The sequence below is a fragment of the Actinoplanes sp. DH11 genome (genome assembly GCF_020873875.1).
Taxonomy (GTDB): Bacteria; Actinomycetota; Actinomycetes; order Mycobacteriales; family Micromonosporaceae; genus Actinoplanes.
The window spans coordinates 45019-69906 of the sequence record NZ_JAHWGU010000013.1 but is presented as its reverse complement, the minus strand read 5'-3'; the positions used below and the strand labels follow the sequence as shown (position 1 = coordinate 69906).

Here is a 24888-nt window from a genome sequence, read left to right as displayed (position 1 = left end):
GGCGACGGAGAACAGACTACATGACCATCCGGGGTACTCAGCAACGGGGATACCCACCGACGGGTGGGTGTCGGTCCGACATCCGAGAAACCCGGAGAACGGGAGTATCGCCCCGACAGGATGGGTATGCACCCCGGCAGACGCACGGGCGTCATCAACGGAAGGAGCCGCCACCATGCGCGGAAAGCTGTTGTTCCTCACCGGTCTCGGCGCGGGCTTCGTCCTGGGCAGCCGTGCCGGCCGGGAGAAGTACGAGGAGATCCGGGCCAACGCCCAGAAGATCTGGGAGAACCCCACGGTCCAGGAGGCCGCCGGCGTCGCCCAGGCGCAGGCCAACAAGCTCTACACCGAGGGCAAGGACAAGATCCAGTCGTCCAAGCTCGGTGAGAAGCTGAACACCGGCACGACCGGCACCACGTCCAGCACGGACACCACGGACGAGCTGCTCGCGCCCAGCGACTCGCTCGCCGGCTCGAAGAGCAGCACCAGCACCAGCACCGGCAGCACGGGCACCACGTACTGATTCCGGTTCGTCGCAGGGCCGCCCCACACCTGGCGTGGGGCGGCCCTGCGACGTCTCCGGTCAGCCCGGCGAAGGGCCCGTAAGAAGGGTCAGCGGGTGGAGAAGGCGGCGTCGAACGCGGCCGACGGCGCGTCGAAGGCCAGCCCTCGCACGAACTTCAGCGCCTCGGGGGCGCCGACCAGCCGGTCCATCCCGGCGTCCTCCCACTCGATCGAGAGCGGACCGTCGTACCCGATGCTGTTCAGCGCGCGGAAGCAGTCCTCCCAGGGCACGTCGCCGTGCCCGGTGGAGACGAAGTCCCATCCGCGCCGCAGGTCGGCCCAGGGCAGGTGCGAGCTGAGCCGCCCGCGCCGCCCGTCACCGGTGCGGACCTTCGCGTCCTTGCAGTCCACGTGGTAGATCCGGTCCCGGAACTCGAGGATGAAGTTCACCGGGTCCAGGTCCTGCCAGACGAAGTGTGACGGGTCCCAGTTGAGCCCGAACGCCGGCCGGTTGCCGATCGCCTCCAGCGCCTGCCGGGTGGTCCAGTAGTCGTACGCGATCTCGCTGGGGTGCACCTCGTGCGCGAACCGGACGCCGACCTCGTCGAAGACGTCGAGGATCGGGTTCCACCGGTCGGCGAAGTCCGCGTAACCCCGCTCGATCATCGAGGCCGGCACCGGCGGGAACATCGCCACGGTGTGCCAGATGGACGAGCCGGTGAAGCCGACGACCGTGTTCACGCCGAAGCGTGCCGCCGCCCGAGCGGTGTCCTTCATCCGCTCGGCCGCGCGCTGCCGTACGCCTTCGGGGTCGCCGTCGCCCCAGATGTCCGCCGGCACGATGTCCTGGTGCCGCTCGTCGATCGGATGGTCGCAGACCGCCTGCCCGACCAGATGGTTGGAGATCGTCCAGCACTTCAGGTTGTGCTTGGCGAGTTGCTCGTGCTTGCGGTCGAGATATCCGTCCTCGTTGAGCGCGCGGTCGACCTCGAAGTGGTCGCCCCAGCAGGCGATCTCCAGCCCGTCGTAACCCCACTCCGACGCGAGCCGGCAGACCTCCTCGAACGGCAGGTCGGCCCACTGACCGGTGAAGAGCGTGATGGGTCGTGCCATGGTCCCTCCCTCGTTGCTGCGGTGGCGGGCCGGTGAGGGAGAACCGGCCCCGGGGGCGGCACCACGCCGGGCGAGGCGGGATGTGGCCGGCGGGTTTGCGCCTCCCGCCGGGCCCGCACGTCGCGGCGACGGCCCCACGTGGACTCTACGGCGGGGCGAGCGGCCCGCGAAAGACCGAGATCGCGATCAGGGCGCGGTGCAGGGCTGGTGTTCCGGCGCGAGGCCGAGGGCGGTCAGCTCCCGCAGGATGTACGGCAGGTCGGCCGCACCGCCGGGGGTGTCGACGTCCACGTACTCGGTGCGGGCGGTGTCGGCGGCCAGCAGGTGACGCAGGACGGGCTGCCAGCCGGACGCGGGGTCGGTGATCCGGGCGGTGATGACGGAGAGACCCGCGTCGGTGAGCCGGTCGATGCCCTCCGCCGGCTCCGGCCAGTCGCGCACCACGGTGGCGAGGTCGAGGCAGATGCCGAGGCGGTCCTTGTCGACCCGGGTGAGTGCGGTGACGATCTGGTCCGGGCTGTCCAGCACCCGGCCGGGGCCGGGCTGGAACCCGCACCGGACCGCCCGGCCGACCCGCCAGGCGAGGTCGGCGAGGCCGCCGGAGAGCCGGGACAGGTGGCGGGCGGCGGCTTTCTGCCGTTCCTCGGGCCAGGTGTCGGCCCGGCCCAGCCCGCAGGTCGCGATCGCGCCGCGGACCTCCTCGGCGGGCAGCAGGTCGACCAGGATCCGGGCCAGGGCGAGCGTGTGGCGGACCCGGGAGATTTCGCTCCAGTCGGCCGGGTTCTCGTCGCCGCCGCCCTCGGCGTCGGGCACTCCGCTCAGCGTGACGACCTCAAGCCTTCTGGCGTCGAGTTCGGCACGCAGCCGGGTGCGGGCGCGCCCGTCGTCGGCGAGGGCGGCGGCGAGCGGGTACGGCAGTCGCAGCGCCACGCCGAGGACGCCGGTGCCGCAGTGGGAACGCAGGTCGGCGGCGGCCGCCTCGAGCCGTTCCAGCCCGGCCGACGGCGTTTCCGCGTCGACTAGGCTGACACCGCAGCTGAGGTGCACGGTCCGGCCGGAGGGATGGCGCAGCCGCATCAATTTCCTCCCCGGACGAGCTTTCCCGTGCAGGTGCACGTGCATCCGCTCGTGCTAACGCCTCCAGTATGGACCATCCGGAGACCTGCCTCGGATCGACCACTGCCGTGCCGCAGGTCTGTCATCGCCGCCTCCATCCGTGGAATGCATGTCCTCGGATACGAGACTGCGTCGCATGACGGATCACCGGCGCACCCGCCGTGCGACATGCTGAGCGGCGGCAACATGATCTGAAGCGGCCTGTGCAATTGACTGACGCCAATGATTATGGCGGGGGTGACCAGCGAGTAGGTTTCGCAATCAGCACCGGGAAGGGCGAAGTCGGACAGTCGTAGTGTTCAGACTGTGCACAAACGGACATGCACTGGGCGCCTGCCCGTGCGTTCGCCACGTGCCTCGGCACGCCGGTACGGATGCACGGGTCACCCCGTGCATCCGCACTCACCCGCCGCGGCCGACCGGCGTGGGGCGCAACCACGCCGTCCCTCGCCGACCCCGGCGGGACGCTCCCGGCAGGGCAGACCCGAACCGGCACATCGATGTCGCTGTCCGGCTCGAACCGGAAAATTTCGCAATCCGGCCCGTCCGAAGACCGGGTCCGGCCCGAGGCCGGCCCGGAAACCGCCGGCCGGGCTCAAGCCGGCCGGCGAAAACCGCCGGTCCCGCTCAAGCCGGCGCCAGGACCGACTCCACGTCGGCCCAGGTGCCCGCCGCGGCGGACCGTTCGACCGCGTCCAGGACGAGCTGCACGCGCAGCGCGTCGGCGAACGAGGGCGCCGGCTCCCGGCCGGTCGCGATGTCCTCGATCAGGTCACGGACCTCGTGGGTGAAGGAGTGCTCGTACCCGATGCCGTGACCCGGCGGCCACCACGCACCCATGTAGGGATGCTCGGGCTCGGTCACCAGGATCCGGCTGAAGCCCTGTTCGGCGGCCGGCCGGGTGGCGTCGTAGAACTCCAGCTCGTTCATCCGCTCGAAGTCGAAAGCGAGCGAGCCGAGCGCGCCGTTGAGCTCGACCCGCAACGCGTTCTTGCGGCCGGTCGCGAACCGGGTCGCCTCGTACGTGGCGACCGCTCCCCCGTCCAGCCGGGCCAGGAACAGGGCGGCGTCGTCGACCGTCACGTCGCCGAGCACCGTCCCGTTCGCGGACGCGGCCAGGCCGGCCGACGCCGACGGCAGCGGGCGCTTGCGCACGAACGTCTCGGTCAGCGCCGACACCGAACTGATCGACTGGCCGGTGACGAACTGGGTCAGGTCGACGATGTGCGCGCCGATGTCACCCAGCGCCCCCGACCCGGCGATCTCCCGGCGCAGTCGCCACACCAGCGGGAACTCCGGGTCGACGATCCAGTCCTGGAGGTACTGCGCGCGGACGTGCCGGACGGCGCCGATCCGGCCGGCGGCCACCATGTCCCGCATCAGCGCGACAGCGGGCACCCGCCGGTAGTTGTAGGCGCACATCGCCCGTACACCCCGGGTCTGGGCGTGGGCGGCGGCCGCAGCCATCTCCCGCGCCTCAGCCACCGAGTTGGCCAGGGGTTTCTCGCAGAGGACGTGCTTGCCGGCGGCAAGCGCGGCAAGCGCGATCTCGGCGTGCGTGTCCCCCGGCGTGCAGATGTCGATCAGATCGATCTCGTCGCTCTCCACCAGCGCCCGCCAGTCGGTGGTGTGACCGGCCCAGCCCAGCCGCTCGGCGGCCTGGGCCACCTGGTCGGCGGAGCGGCCGCACACCATCGACATCCGCGCGCGCAACGGCAGGTCGAACGCGTGGTTGACGGTACGCCAGGCCTGCGAGTGCGCGGCCCCCATGAACGCGTAGCCGACCATGCCGACTCGCAGGTCCTGCGACATGTTGCCCCCTCTTAGAACCCGAGCTTGGCGTACTGTGCGGCGTTCTCCTTGGTGATCGTCTCGGAAGCGAGCGTGATCTCCTTGGGAACCTGCAGTTCCACCAGGTCACTCATGCCCTTGCCCTGAGCGATCAACCGGGCCAGTGAGATGGCCGAGGAGGCCATCGACGGGCTGTAGGTGACCGTCGCCTTGAGCACGCTGTCGTCCGCGGTGATCGCGTCGATCGCGGACTTGGCGCCGGCGCCGCCGACCATGAAGAACTCGTCGCGGTTCGCCTGCTTGATCGCGGCGAGCACACCGACGCCCTGGTCGTCGTCGTGGTTCCAGAGCGCGTCCATCCGCGGCAGCGCCTGGAGCAGGTCGGTCGCCGCCTTCTGGCCGCCGTCGATGGTGAAGTCGGCGGGCCGGCGGTTGGTGACCTTGAAGCCGTAGACGGCGAGCGCGTCGTTGAAGCCCTTCGTGCGCTCCTGGGTGAGCTCCAGCGAGTCGATGCCGGGGATCTCCCCGATGATCGGGTTGCTGACGCCCTTGGCCTTGAGCTGTTCACCGATGTACGAACCGGCGGCCAGCCCCATGCCGTAGTTGTCACCCTTGATCTGGAGCCGGTAGGCGTCCTGCGACGGGAACGCCCGGTCCAGGTTGACGACCGGGATGCCGGCGCGCATCGCCTCCTCGGCGGCCGCGTTCAGCTCCTTGCCGTCGTGCGGCAGCATCACGATGATCGTGGGCTTCTCGGCGATCATCGTGGAGATCGCCGCGCGCTGGGCGGCAGCGTCCGAGCCGGCCTCGGTGACCTTGAGTTCGACGTCGGAGTACTGCCCGGCCTGGGCCTTGGCGTTGTTGGTGATGGCGGCGATCCAGCCGTGGTCGGCTGCCGGAGCGGTGAAGCCGATCACCACCTTGTCGCCGGGTGCGGCGTTCTCGTTGCCGCTGTTCGTGTTGACCTGGGCCTGATTTCCGGTGTCATTGCTGGTGCAGGCGGTGAGCAGGACGCCGGTGCCGACGGCAGCGCCGCCGAACAGAATGCGCCTACGGGACAATGCGGACATTATTGCTCCCGTCTCGGTAATTCATCGTTTGAACAGTTGCGTGAGCGATTGATAACGGAACTGCTGGACCAAGACGGCGGCGACGATGATGCCGCCCTTGACCATGTTCTGGACCTCGGTGGAGAGGTTGTTGATGGCGAACAGGTTGGTGATGGTGGAGAACACCAGCACCCCGAAGAGGGCGCCGATGATGGTGCCCCGGCCGCCGCTGAGCAGCGTGCCGCCGATGATGGCCGCGGCGATCGCGTCGAGCTCGTACAGGTTCGCCATCGCGGCCTGGGCGCTCGTCGCCTGCGAGGTCAGCATGATCGCGGCAATACCGCAGCAGAGACCGGAGAGCATGTAGAGCAGCAGCGTCTGCCGCTTCACGTTGATGCCGGCGAGCCGGGCGGCCTCCGGGTTGCCGCCGACCGCGACCGTGCGGCGGCCGAACGTCGTGCGGTTCAGCAGCACCCAACCCGCCGCCACCACGAGACCCAACATGATCACAAGCAGCGGGATGCCGAGGATCTTGGTGGTGGCGATCCCGTTGATCACCGAGCTCTCGGAGATCTGGGTCTGCTTGCCGGAGATCTGCGCGGCGAGACCGCGGGCGGCGACCAGCATGGCAAGCGTCGCGATGAACGGGACGAGTTTTCCGTACGCGATGAGGACCCCGTTGACCAGTCCCACCCCGACACCGACGACCAGCGCCGTGAAGATCATGCCGGCGGCACCGAAGGCCTGCGTCGCGACAGTGGTCGACCAGACCGCGGCGAGCGCGATGATCGCCCCCACCGACAGGTCGATGCCACCACCGATGATCACGAAGGTCATCCCGACCGTGACCACACCGATCGCGGACGCCTGCTGAAGGATCGTCAGGACGTTGTTCCGCACCCACGTCGCATCGCCGTACAGCTCCGGCCTGGTGATGATCCCGATGATCACGAGGATCACCAGCACGGCGACCAGGCCCAGGTTGCGCACGATGCCTTCGTCCAGACGCCGGCGCTCATGGCCGGTACGCGTCTCGGCTGCGCGCGCCGTCTCAGTGGCCATGCCGCGCTCCCCTCGCAAGCAAACTCACGCCGGTTCCCCTTCAAGAAGCGACCCCGCCATCACGAGGTTCAGAACGGTGTCCTCATCGATCTCGCCGGCCGGCGCCTCATGGATGAGCCGGCCCTCCCGCATCACCAGCACCCGGTCGGCGAGACCGAGCACCTCGGGCACCTCGCTGGAGACCAGCAGCACCCCCACGCCGTTCGCGGCCAAGCCGCGGATGACCTGGTAGAGCTCGGCCCGGGCGCCCACGTCGACACCCCGGGTCGGTTCGTCGAGCAACAGCAGCCGGGTGCCGCCGAGCAGCCAGCGGCCGACCACGACCTTCTGCTGGTTGCCGCCGGACAGCGTCCGGATCGGACGGTTCACGTCCCCCTTCGGGCGCAGCTCCAGCGACTCCGCGGTCCGCTCGGCCGCCGCCCGTTCCCCGCTCACGTCGGTGAAGCCCACCTTCGCGAACCGGGAGAACGAGGCGAGCGTCATGTTCTTGTAGATCGGCTCGTCGAGCAGCAGCGCCTGGCTCTTGCGCTCCTCCGGGGCCATCCCCATGCCGGCCCGGACCGCGGCGCCGACGCCACGCACCGCCTTGCCCTCGACCGTGACCGTGCCGGACTCCGCCCGGCGGGCGCCGAAGATCGTCTCCAGCAGTTCCGAGCGCCCCGAACCGACCAGCCCGGCCACCCCGACGATCTCGCCGGGCCGCACGCTCAGGCTCACCTCGGCGAACTCACCGTGCCGGGTCAGGTTCTCCACCACCAGCAGCGGATCCTTGCCCGGCTCACCACTGCGGGGCGGGAAGACGTACTCGATGGAGCGGCCCGTCATCCGGCCCACCAGATCGCGGGTCGGGGTGGTCCGCGCCGGCAGGTTCGCCGCGGTGGTCCGGCCGTCCTTCAGCACCGTCACCCGGTCACCGATCTCCCGGATCTCGTCGAGCCGGTGCGAGATGTAGATGACCGCGATCCCGTTCGCCGTCAGCTCCCGGATGATCCGGAACAGGTTGTCCACCTCGTCGTGGGCCAGCACCGCGCTCGGCTCGTCCATCACGATCAGGCGGGCGTCGTGGGAGAGCGCGCGGGCCATGCTCACCACCTGCTTGGCGGCGGCCGGCAGGGTGCGGACCATCCGGCGCGGCGAGATCTCGGCGTGGCCGAGCCGGGCCAGAATCTCTTTGGTACGGGACGCGGTGACCCGTCGGCGGGTGAAGCCGAGAAGGCTCGGCTCGTGCCCGAGGAACGCGTTCTCCGCCACCGACAGGTCGTCGACCAGGTCCAGTTCCTGATAGATGGTGGCGATCCCGGCCCGCATCGCGGCCTGCGGCGTGGCCGGGGCGAACTGCTCCCCCAGCCAGGTCACCTCACCGGCGTCGGCGTGGTGCACACCGGCCAGCACCTTGATCAGGGTGGATTTGCCGGCGCCGTTCTGGCCGAGCAGACAGTGGACCTCACCGGCGCGGACGTCGAGTTGGACGCCGTCGAGGGCGCGTACGCCGGGGAAGACCTTGACCACGTCGCGGAGCCGGAGCACCACGTCGCCGTCCCCCTGCCCGTCGTCTCCCATCTCCACCGGCCGGGCGCCGTCCGCCGGGCGGACCTCCGCCGGGCGGACCTCCGCCGAGCCGGTCTCCGCCAAGCCGGTCTCCGCCAAGCCGGTCTCCGCCGAGCGGGCCTCCGCCGGGCCGGTCTCCGGCGAGCGGGTTCCCTCCGGGCGGGTTTCCTCCGGGTCGGTCTCCGGCGAGCAGGTTCCCTCCGGGCGGGTTTCCTCCGGGCCGGTCATGACGCCTGCTCGAAGACGGCGTCGCTGGCCAGCACCGCGGCGCCGGTCACCCCGGCCCGGTTGCCCAGTTCGGAGAGGACCACCGGCAGGTTGCCGGTGGCGAGCGGGAGGGACCGGCGGTAGACCACGCTGCGGATCTCGGCGAGCAGCACATGACCGAGCTGCGCCAGCCCGCCCCCGATGACGATCATCGACGGGTTGGCGAACGAGACGAGGGTGGCAAGCACGCTGCCCACCCGGCGGCCGCCGTCGCGGATCAGCCGGATGCAGGTGATGTCACCCTCGGCCGCGCCGTCCGCGACGTCCCGCGCGGTGACCGTGGCCTTGCGGCCGTCACCGAGCCGCGCGGCCAGCGCCGGCGACTCCCCCGACCGGGCCGCGGCCAGGGCGTCCCGGGCCAGTGCCGCACCGCCGAAGAGGGCCTCCAGACACCCGGTGTTGCCGCAGGTGCAGACCGGGCCGTTCGTCTCGACCTGGATGTGCCCGATGTCGCCGGCACAACCGTCCACCCCGCGGAACACGCCACCGGCCAGGTGGATGCCGCAGCCGACGCCCGTGCCGATCTTGACGAACAGGAAGTCGTCGACCGAGTGGGCGACCCCACCGTGCCGCTCCCCGATCGCCATGATGTTGACGTCGTTGTCGACCACGGCCGGGCAGCCGTACTCCCGGGTCAGCAGCTCCCGGACCGGGTAACGGTCCCAGCCCGGCATGATCGGCGGGGAGACCGGGACGCCGTCACGGAAACTGACCGGGCCGGGCACACCGACACCCACCCCGTCGAGCTTCTCGTAGACGCCCTCGACCTTCGCCTTGGCGAGCAGATCGTGGACCCGTTGCAGTATCGCCTTCGGTCCGGAACGGATGTCGACCGGTTCCCGGTACGCCGCGAGCGGTTCCAGCCGCCCGTTCGTGATCTCGACGTCGATCGAGGTGGCACCCATGTCGACCGCGGCGAACCGCAGCCGTGGGTGCAACTCGACAAGGGTCGACCGGCGCCCGCCACGGGACGCCGCCATCCCCGCTTCGACGATCAGCTCGGCGGCGACGAGTCGGGCGACCTCGGCGAGCAGGCGGGGCCGGCTCAGCTCAAGACGATCACCGAGCTCGGCGCGGGACACCGGACCCTCGTCGCGCAGCAGGCGCAAGAGTCGCAGGTGGGGAGCCGCGGGCAGGTACACGAACACCTCCGGCGTTAACAGCTTGTTACGCCGGTCACACTAGGGTGGTTCCGCCTCATCGAGCCATACCTTTTTCTTGATCAACACAAACTTTTGCAAATATTGGCGAAAGTTGGCCGTAGTGATCGACAAAGTCCCGCCGGGCACTTCGTCATCCGCCGCCACCGGACGCCGACCCGCACGGGACCGGCCAGGCTGAGTTGACGACGAACCACACGGGACCAGCCAGCGGGGTCGAGGCCGAACCACACGGGAGTGGCCGCGCCGGGTTAGCGCGGACCCACACGGGGAACTCCCTGCACATGCCGTAGTCGCATGTCGCCGCCGCAGCGGACGGCGCGGCAAGCCGAACGGCGCAGTGCTCCGGTCCGCCCCAGGAGGCCCTCGATGAAACTTCGCCCCGACCATGACAAGCAGTCCGCGGCAGCGGGCGGCCGCGACGCCTCCGAGGCCCGCGACCGGGGTGCCGCCGACTACGACGTGTCCGCCGCCGCGAGCACCAGGACGGGCGAGGACCGTACCCCCGACCTTGCCGCCCCCAGCCCGGACGCGGGCCCGGACGGGCCTGGCGAGCTGCGGTCGAAGGGCCTTTTCGCCGCGGTGAAGCGGACCTTCAAGCAGTTCTCCGAGGACAACATCTCGGACTGGGCGGCCGCACTCACCTACTACGGCGTGCTGTCCATCTTCCCCGGCCTGCTGGTGATCGTCTCGCTGCTGGGTCTGCTCGGCAACGACGGGCAGAAGGCGGTGACCGACGCGGTCAACGAGCTGGCCCCGAACCAGCAGCTGCGGGACCTCGTCGACACCGTGCTCAGCCAGGTCAAGGGCACCGGCAAGGCCGGGCTCGCCGCGATCATCGGTGTGCTCGTCGCCTTCTGGTCGGCGTCCGGCTACATCGCGGCGTTCATGCGGGCCTCGAACGCCATCTACGACGTGCCGGAGGGCCGGCCGATCTGGAAGACCCTGCCGATCCGGGTCGGCGTGACCGCCCTGGTCGGCGTCATGCTGATCGCCTCGGCCGCGATCGTCATCTTCACCGGTGACCTCGCCCAGGTCGTCGGCGACTGGATCGGGCTCGGCTCGGCCGCCGTGACCACCTGGAACATCGCCAAGTGGCCGGTCCTGATCGCGCTGGTCAGCCTGATGTTCGCGGTGCTCTACTGGGCGTCGCCGAACGCCAAGACCGGCGGCTTCCGCTGGGTGAGCCCGGGCGGCATCTTCGCGGTGCTGCTGTGGGTGATCGCCTCCGCGGCGTTCGCGATCTACCTCGCCAACTTCGCCGACTACAACGCGACGTACGGCACCCTGGGTGGCGTCATCGCCTTCCTGGTCTGGCTCTGGATCTCGAACATCGCCATCCTCCTCGGCGCCGAACTGGACGCGGAGCTGGAACGCGGCCGGGCCATCGCCGCCGGCCACTCCCCCGACGACGAGCCGTTCCTGCAGCTGCGTGACGACCGCAAGCTCAAGAAGGGCAGCGAGCAGGGCCTGAGCCAGGGCTGAGTGAAAGCCGAGGGCCGGTCGATCGCACACGCGGTCGGCCGGCCCTCGGCTTTTTCAGTCGTCGTGCCGCAGGGACCCGCCGAGCGGGACGGCGGCGGTGTCATTTGCAGAGCAGCCGGCCCATCCGGCGGCCGGCCACCGTCAGGCCCAGAGCAGTCAGAACGAGCAGATAGAGCACGTCGACCACCTGGATCCAGCCGACCGTGCCGGTCGTGATGCCGCGGACCAGGTCGACGGACCGGTATAGCGGGGTCACCTCGACCAGCCAGCGCACCACCTCGGGGTAGGCCGTGGCGGGGACGAACGTGCCGGAGAACAGGAAGAGCGCGAACTGCGCCGACCCGATCAGGTCGAAGTCCTGCCAGCTGCGGATCAGGGTGGCCGTGGCCATGCCGGCCGCACCGAAGGCGAAGCCGACCAGGACCGTGGCGGGGAAGGCGGCCAGGGCGCGTGCCGGCGTCGTCAGGTCCATCGCGACCATGATGACCAGGAACGCCGCGGAGTAGATGTTGCCGCGGATCATCGCCCAGCCGAGCTCACCGAGGGCGATCTCGATCGGCCGGACGGGCGTGGCGAGCATCCCGTCGTACAGCCGCATGAACTTCATCTTCCCGAAGAAGTTGAAGGTCGTCTCGGAGAGCGCCCCGCTCATCGCCGAGGCCGCGAGCATGGCCGGCGCCACGAACGTCGCGTAGTCGACCACCTCGCCGCCGGGCAGCGTGATGTCGCCGATCAGCTTGCCCACCCCGACGCCGATCGAGAAGAGGTAGAGCACCGGCTCGAGGAAGCCGCCGAGCATGACCAGCCAGTACGCCGAGCCGAGGGCTGCCACGTTGCGCTCGGCCACCGAGGCGGACCGCCGCCCCATGCCCTCGAACGAGAGAAGTCGGGGCAGAACCAGGGTCAGCATCACACCACCAGCCGTCGGCGGAACCGGCGCAGCGCGAGGAACCAGCCCGCCGCGCACCAGGCGAACAGATAGAGCAGCTGCCACAGGCCGTCCAGGCCGGGGGCGACCCCGAGCGTCGCGGCCCGGCTCAGGTCGACGCCGTGCCAGAGCGGCAGGAAGTAGGCCACCGCGCGCAACGGCCCGGGCAGCGACTCGACCGGGAAGAACACCCCGGAGAAGAGCGACATCGGCAGCACCGCGAACCGGATCAGGATCGCCAGGTAGCTGTCGCTGGAGACGGACGCGCTGTAGGCCGTGACAGGCGCCGCCACCGCCAGCCCGGTCAGCACCGCGATCGGCAGCACGGCGACCGCCCACGGTGACCGCAACGTGCCGAACAGGGCTGCCACCAGCAGGAACGCCGCCACACTCAGCAGCACCCGGAACATCATGAAGGCGAGGTGACCGCCCAGGATGTCGGCGACCCGCAGCGGCGCCGCGGCCTGCGCGAAGTAGACCTTGAGCCACTCGAAGTAGCTGAGCACCGGCCAGGTCGACTCGCCGATCGCGGCCTGCACCGCGGTCGACGCGATCAGGCCGGGGACCATCCAGTCCAGATAGCTGACGCCGTCGACACCGCCGGTCACGTAGCCGCCGACGCCGAGACCGAAACCGACCATGGTGAGCAGCGGCAGCACCAGCGTGGAGAGAGCACTCGACCGCCAGGTCCGGCGGTAGTTGACCAGGTGGTATTCGAGCACATAGGCCGAAGCGGTCATCAGTCCACCAACGTCCGGCCGGTGAGGTGCAGGAACACGTCCTCCAGGCTGCTGCGGCGGACCAGCGCGCTGGCCGGGTTGAGCAGGCGCCGGTGCACCTCGGCGAGCACGGCGTCGCCGTCGGCCACGTAGAGCAGGATCCGGTCGGGCAGCACCTCGACCCGGTCGGCGAGCTCGGACAGTTTCGCCGCGTAGGCGCCCTGGTCCTCGGTCGGGAAGCGCAGCTCGACCACCTCACGGGTGGAGTACTGCTCGATCAGCGAGCGCGGCGAGCCCTCGGCCACGATGCGGCCGCCGTCCATCACCACGAGCCGGTCGCAGAGCTGCTCCGCCTCGTCCATGTAGTGGGTGGTCAGCACCAGCGTGACGCCCTGCTGCTTGAGCCGGAACAGCCGCTCCCAGACGAGGTGCCGGGCCTGCGGGTCGAGGCCGGTGGTCGGCTCGTCGAGCAGCACGATGTCGGGTTCGTTGACCAGGGCCCGGGCGATGGTGAGCCGTCGTTTCATGCCGCCGGAGAGCGGCTCGACCCGGCTGCCGGCGCGCTCGGTCAGCTGGACGAAGTCGAGCAGCTCGTCGGCGCGGGCGCGGGCCACCTTGCGCGGGATGCCGAAGAACCGGGCATAGGTCGTCAGGTTCTCCCGGACGGTGAGCTCGACGTCGAGGTTGTCGAGCTGCGGGCAGACGCCGAGCCGGGCCCGGATGGCCGGGCCGTCGCGCCGCGGGTCCAGCCCGAGGATCCGCAGCACGCCCTCGGTGGGTGGTGAGACACAGCCGATCATGCGCATGGTCGAGCTCTTGCCGGCGCCGTTGGGACCGAGGAAACCGAACGCCTCGCCGGCCCGCACGTCGACGTCGATGCCGTCGACGGCGGTGAACGACTCGAACCGTTTGACCAGACCCCGCGCGTGGATGAGGGGGGTGCCGGACTGGGTGGAAGAAGTCACACCCCGACCCTAAGGAGGGGGTACGACAGGATTTCTCAGTCGCTGGGAGTGGTGGCGTCCTGCGCGGCGCCCACCAGCTCGTCGGTCGCCGCGACCACCTCGTCGGCGTCCGCCGGCGTGCCCGCGTCGTAGCGGACCGCCCAGGAGAGCCCGTCGCGCCCGCTGACGCGGCGCCCGACCACCCGGACCGCGCCCGTCGGCAGCGGGTGATGCGTCGTGTACGCGACCGACCGGGTCACCCGGGTCCGCACCTGGTCGGGCACCTCCCCCGGCTCCAGCAGCAGATAGGTCAGGGCCGGGCCGTCGGTGAGCACCGTGTAGCCGGTCCGTTCCTCGGCCGGCTCGGCCGGGATGATCCGCAACTCCCGGCCGGACCAGGCGACCTTGTGGATCTCGTGCCAGCCCAGCCGCGACGCCGCGCCCGGCAGCCACAGTCCGTGGTTGGTCGCCACGACCACGCCCTCCGCGGAGTCGAGGCACCAGGCCACGACCCGTTCCGAGGGGGCGAGCGGCGGCCGGGACGCGGCCGGTAACGAGGGACGCCGTCGGAAGAGCTTCACAATCCACCTGCCGCCTGATCACGCAGGGCCCGCGCCTGCTGTTCCAGCGAGAAGAGCTCCCCGGCGAGCGCGAGGTACTGATCCTTGTGCGCCACCGGGTTGAGCCGCTGCACCTTGGACTTGAGTTCCCGGATCCGGGTGGTCAGTGCGGCCGCCTGGAGCCGGGCCAGGGTGACCTGCACGTAGCGCGGGTCGACCGCGCCGTCGACGTAGAGCGGCTCGACCGCGAGCTCGCTGACCAGAACCTGCCCGCCGAGATCGGCGCAGCTGTCCCGGACCTTCTCGATCCAGACGGCGCCGCCGGTGGCCGCCGACGCCCCACCGGCGTCACCGATCGCCTCGCGCACGGCGGCGAGCACCGGGTCGGCGTAGTTCTCCGGGCCGAGCGCGTCGAACATCGGCCCGGCCAGCACCGGCTCCTGCAGGGCCAGTTTCAGGGCCTCCCGCTCGACCATCCGCTGCGGCGAGTCGGCCGGGGCCTGCGGGGTGCGCTGCGGCGCCGGCTGCTCACCGCGCAGCGCGTTGTTGACGGCCCGCTGCACCGGTTCCAGGTCCATCCCGAGGTCGCCGGCGAGCTTTCGCGCGTACTCCGGGCGCTTCTCCCGGTCCTTGATCTTGGCGACCAGGGGGGCGGCACGGCGCATCGCCTCGACCCGTCCCTCGACGGTGTCCAGGTCGAACCGCCCGATGGTCTGGCGCAGCGCGAAGTCGACGAGCGGCTCCCGCCCGGCGATCATGTCGCGCACGGCGAGATCACCCTTGGCCAGGCGCAGGTCGCACGGGTCCATGTTGTCGGGTGACACCGCGATGAAGGTACGCCCGACGAAGCGCTGATCCTCCTCGAACGCCCGCAGCGCCGCCTTCTGCCCGGCCGCGTCGCCGTCGAAGGTGTAGATGATCTCGCCGGTGAAGCTGTCGCTGTCCATCAGCAGGCGCCGCAGCACCTGGATGTGGTCGACGCCGAACGCGGTGCCGCAGGTCGCCACGGCGGTCGGCTCCCCCGCCTCGTGGCAGGCCATCACGTCGGTGTAGCCCTCCACGATCACCGCCCGGCCACGCTTGGCGATCTCGCGTTTCGCGTGGTCCAGGCCGTAGAGCACGTGCGACTTCTTGTAGATCGGCGTCTCGGGGGTGTTCAGGTATTTCGGGCCGTCGTCGTCGTCGAACAGCTTGCGCGCGCCGAACCCGATCACGTCGCCGCTCACGTCCCGGATCGGCCACAGCAGCCGGCGGCGGAACCGGTCGATCAGCGAGCCGGACCGGGCCGGCTTGCACAGGCCGGCCGTGGTCAGCTCCTCGGCGGTGAAACCCTTCATCCGCAGGTGCTTGGCGAGCGCGTCCCAGCTGTCCGGGGCGAAGCCGCACCCGTACTTCTCGGCGGCGTCGCGCCCGAAACCGCGCGCGGCCAGGAACTCGCGGGCCTTGCGGGCACCCGGCGAACCGAGCTGGTCCCGGTAGAACTCGACGGCGGCGGCGTGCGCGGCGAGGAGCCGCTGCCGCTGGCCGGTCTGCGGCCGGGGCAGCGTCGAACCGGGCGCGTCGGTGTCGTAGCGCAGCTGGATCCCGGCCTTGCCGGCCAGCCGCTCCACCGACTCGATGAACGACAGGTGCTCCGCGTCCATCAGGAACTTGATCGCGTCGCCACCCTGGCCGCAGCCGTGACAAAAGTAGACATTCCGGGCGGGTGACACGTTGAAGGACGGCGTCTTCTCGTCATGAAACGGACACAGGCCCTTGAGGTTGCCGCCCCCGGCCGACCGCAGCGTCACCGTCTCGCTGATCACGTCGACGATCGAGGACCGGTCCCGGACCAGCGCGATGTCTTCGTCCTTGACCCTGCCTGCCACGGCTACATCCTGCCTCGCCGGAGGGCGGACCCGCCACCAGGGGCTAGCGGCGCGCCGACACCAGCGATCGGTGCCACGCGACGGCCGCGTGGTCGGTGAGGGACGCGACCTGGTCGATCACCACGCGCAGTGCCGCGGCGTCATCCGCCGCGGCGGCATGCAACGGGCCGAAGAGCGGGTCGAGCCGGTCCGGCGTACGGGTCAGCGCGTCCACCAGCTCGACCAGGATGACCCGCTGCTCGGCGTACCAGCTCTCGGCCGCCCGCGACCGCATCACATACCGGAACGCCATGCCCTTGAGCAGCGCGCACTGATTGCGGACCGTTCGCGGCACGATCAGGTCGGCGTCGTAGCGGCGCATCGGGTCGGTGCCGAACCGGCTGTGCGTGGCGCCGACCGCGGACGCCACGAATCGGCCGGTCAGCACACTCGTCATCCGTTTCAGGGCCACCTGGGCGGCGTACCCCCCGTCGTAGCCGGCGACCTGCGCCACCACCGGGTCGGCCAGCAGCTGGTCGAGGGCGGCACCCAGCTCGTCCGGGGTCTCCGCGGAGTAGGTGGCGGCCACGTCGGCGCAGAGCCCGGCCCGCTCGCCGTCGTCACGCAGCAGGGGGCCCAGGTCGAGGTACCCGCCGTGTATGCCGTCCTCGACGTCGTGCACCGAGTACGCCACGTCGTCGGCCCAGTCCATCACCTGGGCCTCCAGGCAGCGCCGCTCGTCGTCGCGGCCGTCCCGGAGCCACGCGAAGACGGGCCGGTCGTCGGCGTAGACCCCGAACTTGCGATTACCGGGTTTGCGGAACCACGGGTACTTCGAGCAGGCGTCCAGCGTGGCCCGGGTCAGGTTGAGCCCGGCGCCGGGCACCTTGGCCTCGAGCCGGGTCAGCACCCGCAGCGTCTGCGCGTTGCCCTCGAACCCGCCGCACGGCTGGGCCACCTGGTCGAGGGCGGCCTCGCCGTTGTGGCCGAACGGCGGGTGCCCGAGATCGTGGGCCAGCCCGGCGACGTCGACCACGTCCGGGTCACAGCCGAGCCGGGCGCCCATCTCCCGGGAGATCTGCGCGACCTCGAGCGAGTGGGTCAGCCGGGTACGCAGGAAGTCGTCCGACCCCGCCGTGTGCACCTGGGTCTTGGCCGCGAGCCGGCGGAACCCGGCGGAGTGCAGCACCCGGGCCCGGTCACGCTGGTACGGCGTCCGGCCGTACCCGCTGTCCTTGGCGGGCTCCGAGGCCCACCGCTGGGCGTCCGCAGCCGTCATGATCCCAGACTAGGCCGTCCGGCCGATCCGCCGGCCGCCCGGCCGATCCGTCAGCCGGGCGGCGCCGGCGAGCTCAGCACGCAGAACTCGTTGCCCTCGGGATCCGCCAGCACCACCCAGCCGACGTCACCCTGACCGATGTCGATCGGCCGGGCCCCCATCCCGACGAGCCGTTCCACCTCGGTCGCCTGGTCGTCCGGGCGCAGGTCGAGGTGCAGCCGGTTCTTGCCGGTCCGGCCCTCCGGAACGGGGACGAAGAGCAGGCCGGGCCGCTCGTCCGGGGTGCGCCGGATCTCCACCTCACCGGGCTCCTCGTTGACGATCACGTAGCCGAGCGCCTCGCCCCACCAGCGCGCCAGCTGCGCCGGGTCCTCGGCGTCCACCACGACCTGCTCCCAGCGGCTGGGCATCGCGCCTCCGTAAGAACGGCCGGACCCCCGGGCCAGGCGATCGACATGTGACGATGACTTTACGCGACCCGGCCGGGTGAACCCGATCCCCGCCGACTGGACCATGACGCACAAGCCGTGCGACTTGTCGCCGTGCTGTGACCGGAGGATGGCCCACGGTGGCGGCGCAGGGATCGACGAGACGCCATCGAAGGCAACGAAGCCCGGCAGACCGGGAGCAACGAAGCGCTGAGGAGTGAAGTGCCCGGCGTCGACCACTGTCTACAGGAGGCCATGACGATTCCCGGCGCTGTCGGGGCCAGCATCGTCGACTACACCACGGGTTTCCCGGTCGCCACGACGGGAGCCGCACCCAACTCGGACCACGAGGCCGCGGCGGCCGGCACGGCGGACGTGGTCCAGGCCGCGAACAGCCGCTCGCTGTTCGTCTCGGCCATCCCGCACGACCTGCTCGAAGACCTGATCATCACCACCGCCGGGGGTTACCACCTTCTGCGGATCGTCCAGACCGAGTTCGACAGCCGGCTCGTGCTCTACGTCTGGCTCGACCGGGTCCGCGGCAACCTCGCCGTGGCCCGCCGCCAGATGCAACGACTCGCCGACGAGCTGGTCACGACGTAACCAACCGCCAACCACCCGAACAGGAGCGATCGGTGGCCGCCACGAGGACCGCAGCGCCCGGGGATCTGCTGACGCAGGTCACCGGCGAGCGGCAGACCGGAGCCCTGGTGGTGAGCGGCCAGCCCGGCGGCGCGGTCTACGTCTTCGAGGGCCGGATCATCTACGCCGAATCACCCGCCGCGCCGGGGGTCGGCGAGCTGCTCACGTCGTCCGGTCGGCTGGCCGGGCGCACCTGGCAGAGCGCCCTCGACCTGGGCACCTCCACCGCACGGGTGGGCCGGATCCTGGTCGAGCAGGGCCACCTCACCCAGGGCGAACTGGAACTCTGTGTGCTCGGCGCGACCTACGACGCGGCGTACTTCGTGCTCTCCCAGCCGGCCGCCACGGTGGACTTCCTGCCCGGCGCGACGCACTGGCTGGGTGCGGTGGTGCACATCGACGCGGCCGCGGTCGGCCGTGAGGTGCGCCGCCGGGTCGCGCTGCTCGACGACATCTTCCCCAACCCGCGGATCGACACCGCGCCGGTCATCCCGGTCACCCGGGCGCCCCGCGAGCGGATCAGCCTGACCGCGCGCCAGTGGGAGCTGCTGGTGCACGCCGACGGCCAGCGCACCCCGGGCGACCTGGCGCTGCTCCTCGGCCGCGCGGGCTACGCGACAATCCAGGAGCTGCGGCGCCTGGCGGCCCTCGGCATGATCGAGCTTCCGGTGGTACGGGCCACCGAAGCACCCGAGTTCGTCCGGCTCCCCCAGCCCCGGGGTGCCGCGGTGCCGGTCACCCGCCCACCCGGAAACCCTCCCGGGGCACCGGTCAGCCCCGCTCCGCCCGTACCCGCCGGCCGAAACCCGGACCCGGCACCGGACCGCCGCCGCACCGCCCCGCCCGAGCCGGCACACGATCGCGGCCGTCCCGCCCAGCCGGAGCCCGCGCAGAGCCGCGGTCCCACCGCCCAGCCCGAGCCGACGCAGAGCCGCGGTCCTACCGGCCAGCCGGACCCGATGCCGCCGCCTTCGCCGCCGCCGCCCGGCGACCACAACACCGGGCTGAATCGGCCCCGGCTGGCCCGCCGCAAACCCGGGGCGAAGCTCCCCAAGGAGATCGCCGCCGCCGAGTCCCCGCCGGTGCATCAGGGCACCGACGAAGTCCTGCTCAAGCGCATCCGCACCGCACTGCGGGCCCTGCGATGACGCGCGCACCCCCCGACCAGCAGAAGGAGCGAGGATCCGATGACGGTGGATCCGGCGGTACTCGAGGAGCTCGGCCGCCTGCGCAGCAAGGTGCTCGAGCTTGCCGGCAGCGTGCTGGCCACCGCCGACGGGCTGGTCGTCGCGCACGACTCGCACGGACTCGAACCGGACACCCTGGCCGCCCTCGCGGCGGCGCACCTGGCGCTGGCGCGCCGGTTCGCGCACGCCGTCAACCACGGCGAGCTGCGGGAATCCGTGGTGGAGTGCGACGGCGGCTACATCACGTCGTACACCTGTGGGCCGAACGCCCTGCTCACCCTGGTCACCTCCGGCGACGCCAACCTCGCGATGGTGCATCTGGAAGCACGCCGGTGCGTACGCCGGCTCATCAAAATCATGGCTTTGGAGACCGCCCCGCAGCTGCGGCCGGAGATCCCCACCCAGCCAGGACCATCGACTCCGCTGGCCCGGCGGACCCCGATGTCCACCCTGTCGAACGTCGCACGCCGCCGCCAGGCGGCCGGCTGACGGCAGGCCCACCGGCGCGGCACCCGCCGCGCGGAACCGCCATCCCACCACTTCCGACGGAGGAACGAATCCCATGGCTGACATGGACACCGCGCTCAAGGAAATCATGGAGATCGACGGCTGCATCGGCGTCGCTCTCGTCGACCACACCAGCGGCATGGCGCTGGGCACCCTCGGCGGCGGCAAGGAACTCGACCTGACGGTCGCCGCCGCCGGCAACACCGACGTGGTCCGCGCCAAGCTGCGGGCGATGGAGATGCTCAACCTCACCGAGAAGATCGAGGACATCCTCATCACGCTGGACACGCAGTACCACATGATCCGCCCACTCACGAGCCGGTCGGGCAAGGGACTCTTCCTCTACGTGGCCCTGCGGCGGGACCGGGCAAACCTCGCCATGTCCCGCCACCAGCTCCGGCGCATCGAGAACGACCTCGACGTCTAAGTCTCGCTCACCGCCCGCTGAACCGTGATCGCCACCCCTGGGCGGGGAGGGTCGCACCACCCTCCCCGCCCCCAGCGACACCCAAGCCCCGGGCGCGGCGAAGGCGCTGGCTCGCCCCTGCAACCGGTACACCGTGATCACCGGCCAGCCGATGCCGCCCGCACAGGAACCCGGGCCACCGGCGCCCCACCTGTCGAGATGTTGATCTGCTAGCGCTACGAAATCGCTGTGATCATGGGGTCAAAACCGCGATTTCGCATCGCTAGCAGATCAACACCGCTGCGCGGACGCACGCAGTCGACGTGGCCACTTGGCCAGAGGACTCGACAGAGCAACCTGCCGCCCGTTGACCGGTAAACCGCACTGAGGTTGACCGGTCAACCCCAGACGCAGTGCTAGTTCACGCGCAGGCGCGCGGCCCACAGCCAACCGCCCGCCCTTGCCGCCCGGCGGGCTGGCCACGCAGGGCGTCTTTTGCAGCGCTGCAAATGGACACAGCTCCGCATGGCGGTCAACCGAAACGCCAAGACGTCCGCCCACCGGCCGCAGGCCTGCCAACCAACGGGCCGCAGGCCGCCCAACCAAGGGGCTCAAGACGGCCCCAACTGGCCGCATGACGGTCAACCAGCGGCCGCATGCCGGCCCCCAGGACGGCCCCCAGGCGGCCCGGCGCGCGCTGACTCCGTGACCCGTCCGGCCGCTCGGCGGGGTCACGGGCCGGGGTCCGGGCCGGAACCAGGACCCGGGCATCTACGATTCTCAGGTGTCCGCCCGCGAGATCATCGACAGCGTGCGCCGGGGTGCGCTGGATTTCGAGGCCGGCCTCGACGCGCTGACAGGCGTGCCCGCGGCCGAGGTGGACGCGGCCATCGCCGACGCGCTCGAGTCCGAGTTTGATCGTCTGTTCGACAACGGGTGGCAGCCGGCCGAGTTGCACCGGGTGGTGGCGCGGCGGGGCAACCCGATCGAGGCGGGCCTGGTCGCCGTCGCCGCCCGTGATTTCGCGCGCAGCCGCACGCCGGTGGACGAGCGCTGGCGCGCGCAGGCCGAGGCGCTGCCCGCCGACCGCGGCCGCCGACCGGACCGGATCACTGTTCTGGATGCGCAACTGAGCCTGCTCACCGAGTTGCGCCGGCTGCCGGCCATCGAGATCCTCGTTCCACCGCCGGGCACCCCGCTGACCACCGTGCCGCACCACGAGGACAAGCGGATCCTGGACCGGGTCCGTGCGCTGCTGGCCAAGGCGGAGAAGACCGACTTCGCGGCCGAGGCGGAGGCCTACAGTGCCAAGGCGCAGGAGCTGATCACGCGGTACCGGATCGAGGAGATCACTGCCCCGGCCGTGGACGTGACCCCGTTCGCGCGCCGGATCGGGGTGGACCACCCGTACGAGAACGAGAAGGCCAGCCTCCTCGACGCCGTCTCGCGCGCCAACAACTGCCGTACCGTCTGGTCCCCGGAACTCGGCTTCAGCACCGTCTTCGGGTTCGACGCCGACATCGACGCGGTGGAGTTGCTCTACACGTCGCTGCTGGTGCAGGCGAACCGGGCGATGACCCGCGACGAGCCGGCCAAGGGCAAGGCCAGGGTGAAAGCATTCCGGCGGTCGTTCCTGGTGGCCTACGCGGTCCGGATCGGCGAGCGGCTGCGGCAGACCGCGGAACGCGAGATGGCCGGGCACAGCGACCTGCTGCCGGTGCTGCGGGACCGGGACGTGCAGGTGCGCGCGGCGATGGACCGGGTCTTCCCGACGACGGTCCGCACCCGCAGCAGCCGGGTGGACAGCCTCGAGGGCTGGGAGTCGGGCCGGGCCGCCGCGGACGAGGCCCAATTGCGTTGACGGGTGCGGCATGCTGGGGTCATGCACCCGATTTGACGCTGACGCCTGTACGCGGTGTACGCCTGCGCCAACGGCGTGCTCCTCTACCCGGTCTACGCGCTGCTCTTCGCGGACACCGGGCTCACCACCGCCGAGATCTCGTCCCTGTTCGCGATCTGGTCGGTGGTCTCCTTCGTGTGCGAGATCCCGGCCGGCGCGCTCGCCGACGTGTGGTCCCGCAAACGCCTTTACGCGCTCGGTGAGCTGCTCACGGCCGCGGGGTTCGCGAGCTGGCTGATCTGGCCGTCCTACGCCGGCTTCGCCCTGGGCTTCGTGCTGTGGGGGCTGGGCGGCGCGTTCAGCTCCGGCACGCTCGAATCCCTCGTCTACGACGAGCTGGGCGACTCCGGCTCGTACGCCCGGGTCATCGGCCGCGCCGACACCGCGGGACTGCTGGCCATGCTCGCCGCCACCCTGCTGGCCGCGCCGGCCTTCGCCACCGGCGGCTACTTCCTGGTGGGCACGGCGAGCATCGCGACAGTCACCCTGGGCGGTCTGCTCGCGCTGTGGTTGCCGGATCCCAGGAGTACGGGCGACGACTCCGACGACAGCACACCCGGCGGTTACCTGGCCACCCTGCGCACGGGCGTGTCCGAGGTGACGGGCAACGCCAAGACCGTGGGACGGGCCGTCCTGGTCGCCGCGGCCGTGCCGGGGTTCAGCGCCCTGGACGAGTACCTGCCCCTGCTCTCCCGGGACAAGGGCGCCGCCGATCCGGCCGTACCGCTGCTCTTCGCCCTGACCGCCCTCGCCATGGCCGCCGGCAGCGCCCTCGCCGCCCGGGTGTCCCCCGCCACGCCGCGCCCGCTGACCCGCTCACTCCTGCTGGCCGCCGCCTGCCTGGCCGCCGGCGCGGCCGTACCGCACCTGGCCGGCATGCTCGCCGTCTCGGCCGCGTTCGGCCTGCTCCAGTTCGCCATGGTCCACGCCGAGTCCCGCCTCCAGGAGACGATCACCGGCCCGGCTCGCACCACGGTCCTCTCCGCGGCCGGTCTCGGCGCCGAGGTGTTCGCGGTGCTCCTCTACGCCGGGTTCGCCCTGCCGTTCCCGCTGCCGCCGCTGTTCACCCTGATGGCCGTCCCGCTGGCCCTGACCGCCCTGCTGACCCACCGCACCTGACCACCTGCGACCAGGCGGAAACCCGGCTACCGGCCGGCCGACGCGACCCCACCGGCCCACCGGCCCACCGGCCCACCGGCCCACCGGCCCACCGGCCCACCGGCCCACCGGCCGCATGCTCCCGCCGGCGACGGATCAGCCGCCGGAGTCCTCGGTCTCGGCGCCCTCCGGGACCGTGTCGTCGTCGCGGCTGTCGAGCCAGCCGTGCGGCAGCGACACCTTGCCGGGCGCGTTGACCCGGCCGCGGGGCTGGCCCAGGGTGTCGGCCGGGAACGGCACCGAGGGGTCCAGCTTGGCGAGCAGGTCGTCCAGCTCGGCCAGCGAGGAGATCATCGCGAGGCTGCGGCGCAGTTCGCTGCCGACCGGGAAGCCTTTGAGGTACCAGGCGACGTGCTTGCGGTAGTCGGCGCAGCCGTGCTTCTCGTCCTCCAGCGCCTCGACCAGCAGCTGGGCGTGCCGGGACATGATTTTCGCGACCTCACCGAGGGTGGGCAGCACCGGCCGGTAGCCGGCGCCCTGCGTGAACGCGGCCTCCAGGTCGGCGAAGAGCCACGGCCGGCCCAGGCAGCCCCGGCCGACGACGACGCCGTCCACGCCGGTGTGCTCGACCATGCGCAGCGCGTCCGAGCCCTCCCAGATGTCGCCGTTGCCGAGGACCGGCACGTCGAGCGCCTGCTTGAGGGTGGCGATCGCGTCCCAGTCGGCCTTGCCGGAGTAGCGCTGCTCGGCGGTGCGGGCGTGCAGCGCCACGGCTGCCACGCCGGCGTCCTGGGCGGCGAGACCGGCTTCCACGTACGTCAGGTGATCCTCGTCGATGCCCTTGCGCATCTTGATCGTGACGGGGATCCCGTAGGGTTTCGCCGCCTCGACCGCCTGGGACACGATCCGCGCGAACAGTCGCCGCCGCCACGGCAGGGCCGAGCCACCGCCGCGCCGGGTCACCTTCGGCACCGGGCAGCCGAAGTTGAGGTCGATGTGGTCGGCCAGGTTGTCCTCGCCGACCATCCGGACGGCGGCGGCGGTCACGTCCGGGTCCACGCCGTAGAGCTGGAGGCTGCGGAACCCCTCGTCCTCGGCGAAAGTGATCATCTTGAGCGTCTTGGGGATCCGCTCCACCAGCGCCCGAGTGGTGATCATTTCGCAGACGTAGACGCCGCCGCCCTGCTCCCGGCAGAGCCGCCGGAACGCCACGTTGGTGATCCCCGCCATCGGGGCGAGCACGACGGGCGGGTTGACGACGTGGTCGCCGAGCTGAAGTGGTGCGGTCACGCGCTCCAGCGTGCCACGCACCCCGCCCGACCTCCGAATCGAGCCGGGATGCGGGGCA

At 71.1% G+C, this 24888-nt stretch carries 23 protein-coding genes; 8 read left to right on the top strand and 15 right to left on the bottom strand.

Going from position 1 to position 24888, the window contains the following annotated elements:
- Nucleotides 1–175: 175 nt before the first annotated feature.
- A complete protein-coding gene (locus LPA41_RS20165; RefSeq protein WP_229072201.1) occupies nucleotides 176–523 on the top strand; it encodes a hypothetical protein in 348 nt (115 codons plus the stop codon).
- Nucleotides 524–612: 89 nt separating this feature from the next.
- Here LPA41_RS20165 and LPA41_RS20160 read toward each other — a convergent pair whose 3' ends face one another.
- From LPA41_RS20160 to LPA41_RS20130, 7 genes are all read right to left on the bottom strand, one after another.
- On the bottom strand, nucleotides 613–1617 hold the full coding sequence (locus tag LPA41_RS20160; RefSeq protein ID WP_229072200.1) for a sugar phosphate isomerase/epimerase: 1005 nt from the start codon (nucleotides 1615–1617) through the stop codon (nucleotides 613–615).
- A gap of 186 nt (nucleotides 1618–1803) precedes the next feature.
- A complete protein-coding gene (locus LPA41_RS20155) occupies nucleotides 1804–2694 on the bottom strand; it encodes a sugar phosphate isomerase/epimerase (protein ID WP_229072199.1) in 891 nt (296 codons plus the stop codon).
- A gap of 666 nt (nucleotides 2695–3360) precedes the next feature.
- On the bottom strand, nucleotides 3361–4545 hold the full coding sequence (locus tag LPA41_RS20150) for a Gfo/Idh/MocA family protein (RefSeq protein WP_229072198.1): 1185 nt from the start codon (nucleotides 4543–4545) through the stop codon (nucleotides 3361–3363).
- A gap of 11 nt (nucleotides 4546–4556) precedes the next feature.
- Nucleotides 4557–5594 carry a substrate-binding domain-containing protein gene (locus LPA41_RS20145; protein ID WP_229072197.1) on the bottom strand — a complete coding sequence of 346 codons (1038 nt, stop codon included), beginning with the start codon at nucleotides 5592–5594 and terminating at the stop codon, nucleotides 4557–4559.
- Between the two features lie 21 nt (nucleotides 5595–5615).
- A complete protein-coding gene (locus tag LPA41_RS20140) occupies nucleotides 5616–6635 on the bottom strand; it encodes an ABC transporter permease (protein ID WP_229072196.1) in 1020 nt (339 codons plus the stop codon).
- 24 nt (nucleotides 6636–6659) lie between these two features.
- Entirely contained in the window at nucleotides 6660–8195 is a 1536-nt protein-coding gene (locus LPA41_RS20135) for a sugar ABC transporter ATP-binding protein (protein WP_229072344.1), read from the bottom strand.
- A gap of 212 nt (nucleotides 8196–8407) precedes the next feature.
- On the bottom strand, nucleotides 8408–9598 hold the full coding sequence (locus LPA41_RS20130; protein ID WP_374238185.1) for an ROK family protein: 1191 nt from the start codon (nucleotides 9596–9598) through the stop codon (nucleotides 8408–8410).
- A gap of 381 nt (nucleotides 9599–9979) precedes the next feature.
- On the opposite strand from LPA41_RS20130, the gene LPA41_RS20125 reads away from it, so the two are divergent.
- Nucleotides 9980–11095 (top strand): YihY/virulence factor BrkB family protein, encoded by a 1116-nt coding sequence (locus LPA41_RS20125; RefSeq protein ID WP_229072194.1) that lies wholly within the window; start codon nucleotides 9980–9982, stop codon nucleotides 11093–11095.
- A gap of 100 nt (nucleotides 11096–11195) precedes the next feature.
- Here the strand turns inward: LPA41_RS20125 and LPA41_RS20120 are convergent, their stop codons facing one another.
- From LPA41_RS20120 to LPA41_RS20090, 7 genes are read right to left on the bottom strand one after another with little or no spacing between them, the layout of a single operon-like run.
- The gene (locus LPA41_RS20120; RefSeq protein WP_229072193.1) at nucleotides 11196–12005 is read right to left on the bottom strand and encodes an ABC transporter permease; all 810 of its coding nucleotides are present in this window, start codon (nucleotides 12003–12005) and stop codon (nucleotides 11196–11198) included.
- Nucleotides 12005–12763, bottom strand: a complete 759-nt coding sequence (locus tag LPA41_RS20115) for an ABC transporter permease (protein ID WP_229072192.1) — start codon at nucleotides 12761–12763, stop codon at nucleotides 12005–12007. Before LPA41_RS20115 ends, LPA41_RS20120 begins: the two co-directional genes overlap by 1 nt.
- On the bottom strand, nucleotides 12763–13707 hold the full coding sequence (locus LPA41_RS20110) for an ABC transporter ATP-binding protein (RefSeq protein ID WP_229072191.1): 945 nt from the start codon (nucleotides 13705–13707) through the stop codon (nucleotides 12763–12765). Before LPA41_RS20110 ends, LPA41_RS20115 begins: the two co-directional genes overlap by 1 nt.
- Nucleotides 13708–13742: 35 nt before the next feature.
- A complete protein-coding gene (locus LPA41_RS20105) occupies nucleotides 13743–14267 on the bottom strand; it encodes a hypothetical protein (protein ID WP_229072190.1) in 525 nt (174 codons plus the stop codon).
- The gene (gene dnaG, locus LPA41_RS20100) at nucleotides 14264–16114 is read right to left on the bottom strand and encodes a DNA primase (RefSeq protein WP_229072189.1); all 1851 of its coding nucleotides are present in this window, start codon (nucleotides 16112–16114) and stop codon (nucleotides 14264–14266) included. The genes LPA41_RS20105 and dnaG overlap by 4 nt, the downstream gene beginning before the upstream one ends.
- Before the next feature lie 43 nt (nucleotides 16115–16157).
- On the bottom strand, nucleotides 16158–17372 hold the full coding sequence (locus tag LPA41_RS20095) for a deoxyguanosinetriphosphate triphosphohydrolase (RefSeq protein WP_229072188.1): 1215 nt from the start codon (nucleotides 17370–17372) through the stop codon (nucleotides 16158–16160).
- A gap of 50 nt (nucleotides 17373–17422) precedes the next feature.
- Nucleotides 17423–17782, bottom strand: a complete 360-nt coding sequence (locus LPA41_RS20090) for a VOC family protein (RefSeq protein WP_229072187.1) — start codon at nucleotides 17780–17782, stop codon at nucleotides 17423–17425.
- A 273-nt stretch (nucleotides 17783–18055) separates the two neighbouring features.
- Here LPA41_RS20090 and LPA41_RS20085 point away from each other — a divergent pair, with 273 nt between their 5' ends.
- From LPA41_RS20085 to LPA41_RS20060, 6 genes are all read left to right on the top strand, one after another.
- Nucleotides 18056–18403 (top strand): hypothetical protein, encoded by a 348-nt coding sequence (locus LPA41_RS20085; protein ID WP_229072186.1) that lies wholly within the window; start codon nucleotides 18056–18058, stop codon nucleotides 18401–18403.
- Between the two features lie 32 nt (nucleotides 18404–18435).
- A complete protein-coding gene (locus tag LPA41_RS20080; protein ID WP_229072185.1) occupies nucleotides 18436–19590 on the top strand; it encodes a DUF4388 domain-containing protein in 1155 nt (384 codons plus the stop codon).
- Nucleotides 19591–19629: 39 nt separating this feature from the next.
- Nucleotides 19630–20118, top strand: coding sequence for a roadblock/LC7 domain-containing protein (locus LPA41_RS20075; RefSeq protein ID WP_229072184.1), 489 nt, complete (start codon nucleotides 19630–19632; stop codon nucleotides 20116–20118).
- A 73-nt stretch (nucleotides 20119–20191) separates the two neighbouring features.
- Nucleotides 20192–20563 (top strand): hypothetical protein, encoded by a 372-nt coding sequence (locus LPA41_RS20070; protein WP_229072183.1) that lies wholly within the window; start codon nucleotides 20192–20194, stop codon nucleotides 20561–20563.
- Nucleotides 20564–21326: 763 nt separating this feature from the next.
- Nucleotides 21327–22403 (top strand): DUF2786 domain-containing protein, encoded by a 1077-nt coding sequence (locus LPA41_RS20065; RefSeq protein WP_229072182.1) that lies wholly within the window; start codon nucleotides 21327–21329, stop codon nucleotides 22401–22403.
- Between the two features lie 54 nt (nucleotides 22404–22457).
- Entirely contained in the window at nucleotides 22458–23561 is a 1104-nt protein-coding gene (locus tag LPA41_RS20060; RefSeq protein ID WP_229072181.1) for an MFS transporter, read from the top strand.
- 135 nt (nucleotides 23562–23696) lie between these two features.
- On the opposite strand, the gene dusB is transcribed toward LPA41_RS20060, so the two are convergent.
- Entirely contained in the window at nucleotides 23697–24830 is a 1134-nt protein-coding gene (gene dusB, locus LPA41_RS20055; RefSeq protein ID WP_308036583.1) for a tRNA dihydrouridine synthase DusB, read from the bottom strand.
- Nucleotides 24831–24888 lie beyond the last annotated feature (58 nt).

Bases quoted from the DNA above. Each gene is read 5' to 3' on its own strand.
- LPA41_RS20150 (WP_229072198.1), bottom strand. From the start codon at position 4,545: ATGTCGCAGGACCTGCGAGTCGGCATGGTCGGCTACGCGTTCATGGGG.
- LPA41_RS20125 (WP_229072194.1), top strand. From the start codon at position 9,980: ATGAAACTTCGCCCCGACCATGACAAGCAGTCCGCGGCAGCGGGCGGC.
- LPA41_RS20070 (WP_229072183.1), top strand. From the start codon at position 20,192: ATGGCTGACATGGACACCGCGCTCAAGGAAATCATGGAGATCGACGGC.
- LPA41_RS20090 (WP_229072187.1), bottom strand. From the start codon at position 17,782: ATGCCCAGCCGCTGGGAGCAGGTCGTGGTGGACGCCGAGGACCCGGCG.
- LPA41_RS20155 (WP_229072199.1), bottom strand. From the start codon at position 2,694: ATGCGGCTGCGCCATCCCTCCGGCCGGACCGTGCACCTCAGCTGCGGT.
- LPA41_RS20135 (WP_229072344.1), bottom strand. From the start codon at position 8,195: ATGGGAGACGACGGGCAGGGGGACGGCGACGTGGTGCTCCGGCTCCGC.
- LPA41_RS20095 (WP_229072188.1), bottom strand. From the start codon at position 17,372: ATGACGGCTGCGGACGCCCAGCGGTGGGCCTCGGAGCCCGCCAAGGAC.
- LPA41_RS20140 (WP_229072196.1), bottom strand. From the start codon at position 6,635: ATGGCCACTGAGACGGCGCGCGCAGCCGAGACGCGTACCGGCCATGAG.
- LPA41_RS20145 (WP_229072197.1), bottom strand. From the start codon at position 5,594: ATGTCCGCATTGTCCCGTAGGCGCATTCTGTTCGGCGGCGCTGCCGTC.
- LPA41_RS20160 (WP_229072200.1), bottom strand. From the start codon at position 1,617: ATGGCACGACCCATCACGCTCTTCACCGGTCAGTGGGCCGACCTGCCG.
- LPA41_RS20115 (WP_229072192.1), bottom strand. From the start codon at position 12,763: ATGACCGCTTCGGCCTATGTGCTCGAATACCACCTGGTCAACTACCGC.
- LPA41_RS20120 (WP_229072193.1), bottom strand. From the start codon at position 12,005: ATGCTGACCCTGGTTCTGCCCCGACTTCTCTCGTTCGAGGGCATGGGG.
- LPA41_RS20085 (WP_229072186.1), top strand. From the start codon at position 18,056: ATGACGATTCCCGGCGCTGTCGGGGCCAGCATCGTCGACTACACCACG.
- LPA41_RS20165 (WP_229072201.1), top strand. From the start codon at position 176: ATGCGCGGAAAGCTGTTGTTCCTCACCGGTCTCGGCGCGGGCTTCGTC.
- LPA41_RS20075 (WP_229072184.1), top strand. From the start codon at position 19,630: ATGACGGTGGATCCGGCGGTACTCGAGGAGCTCGGCCGCCTGCGCAGC.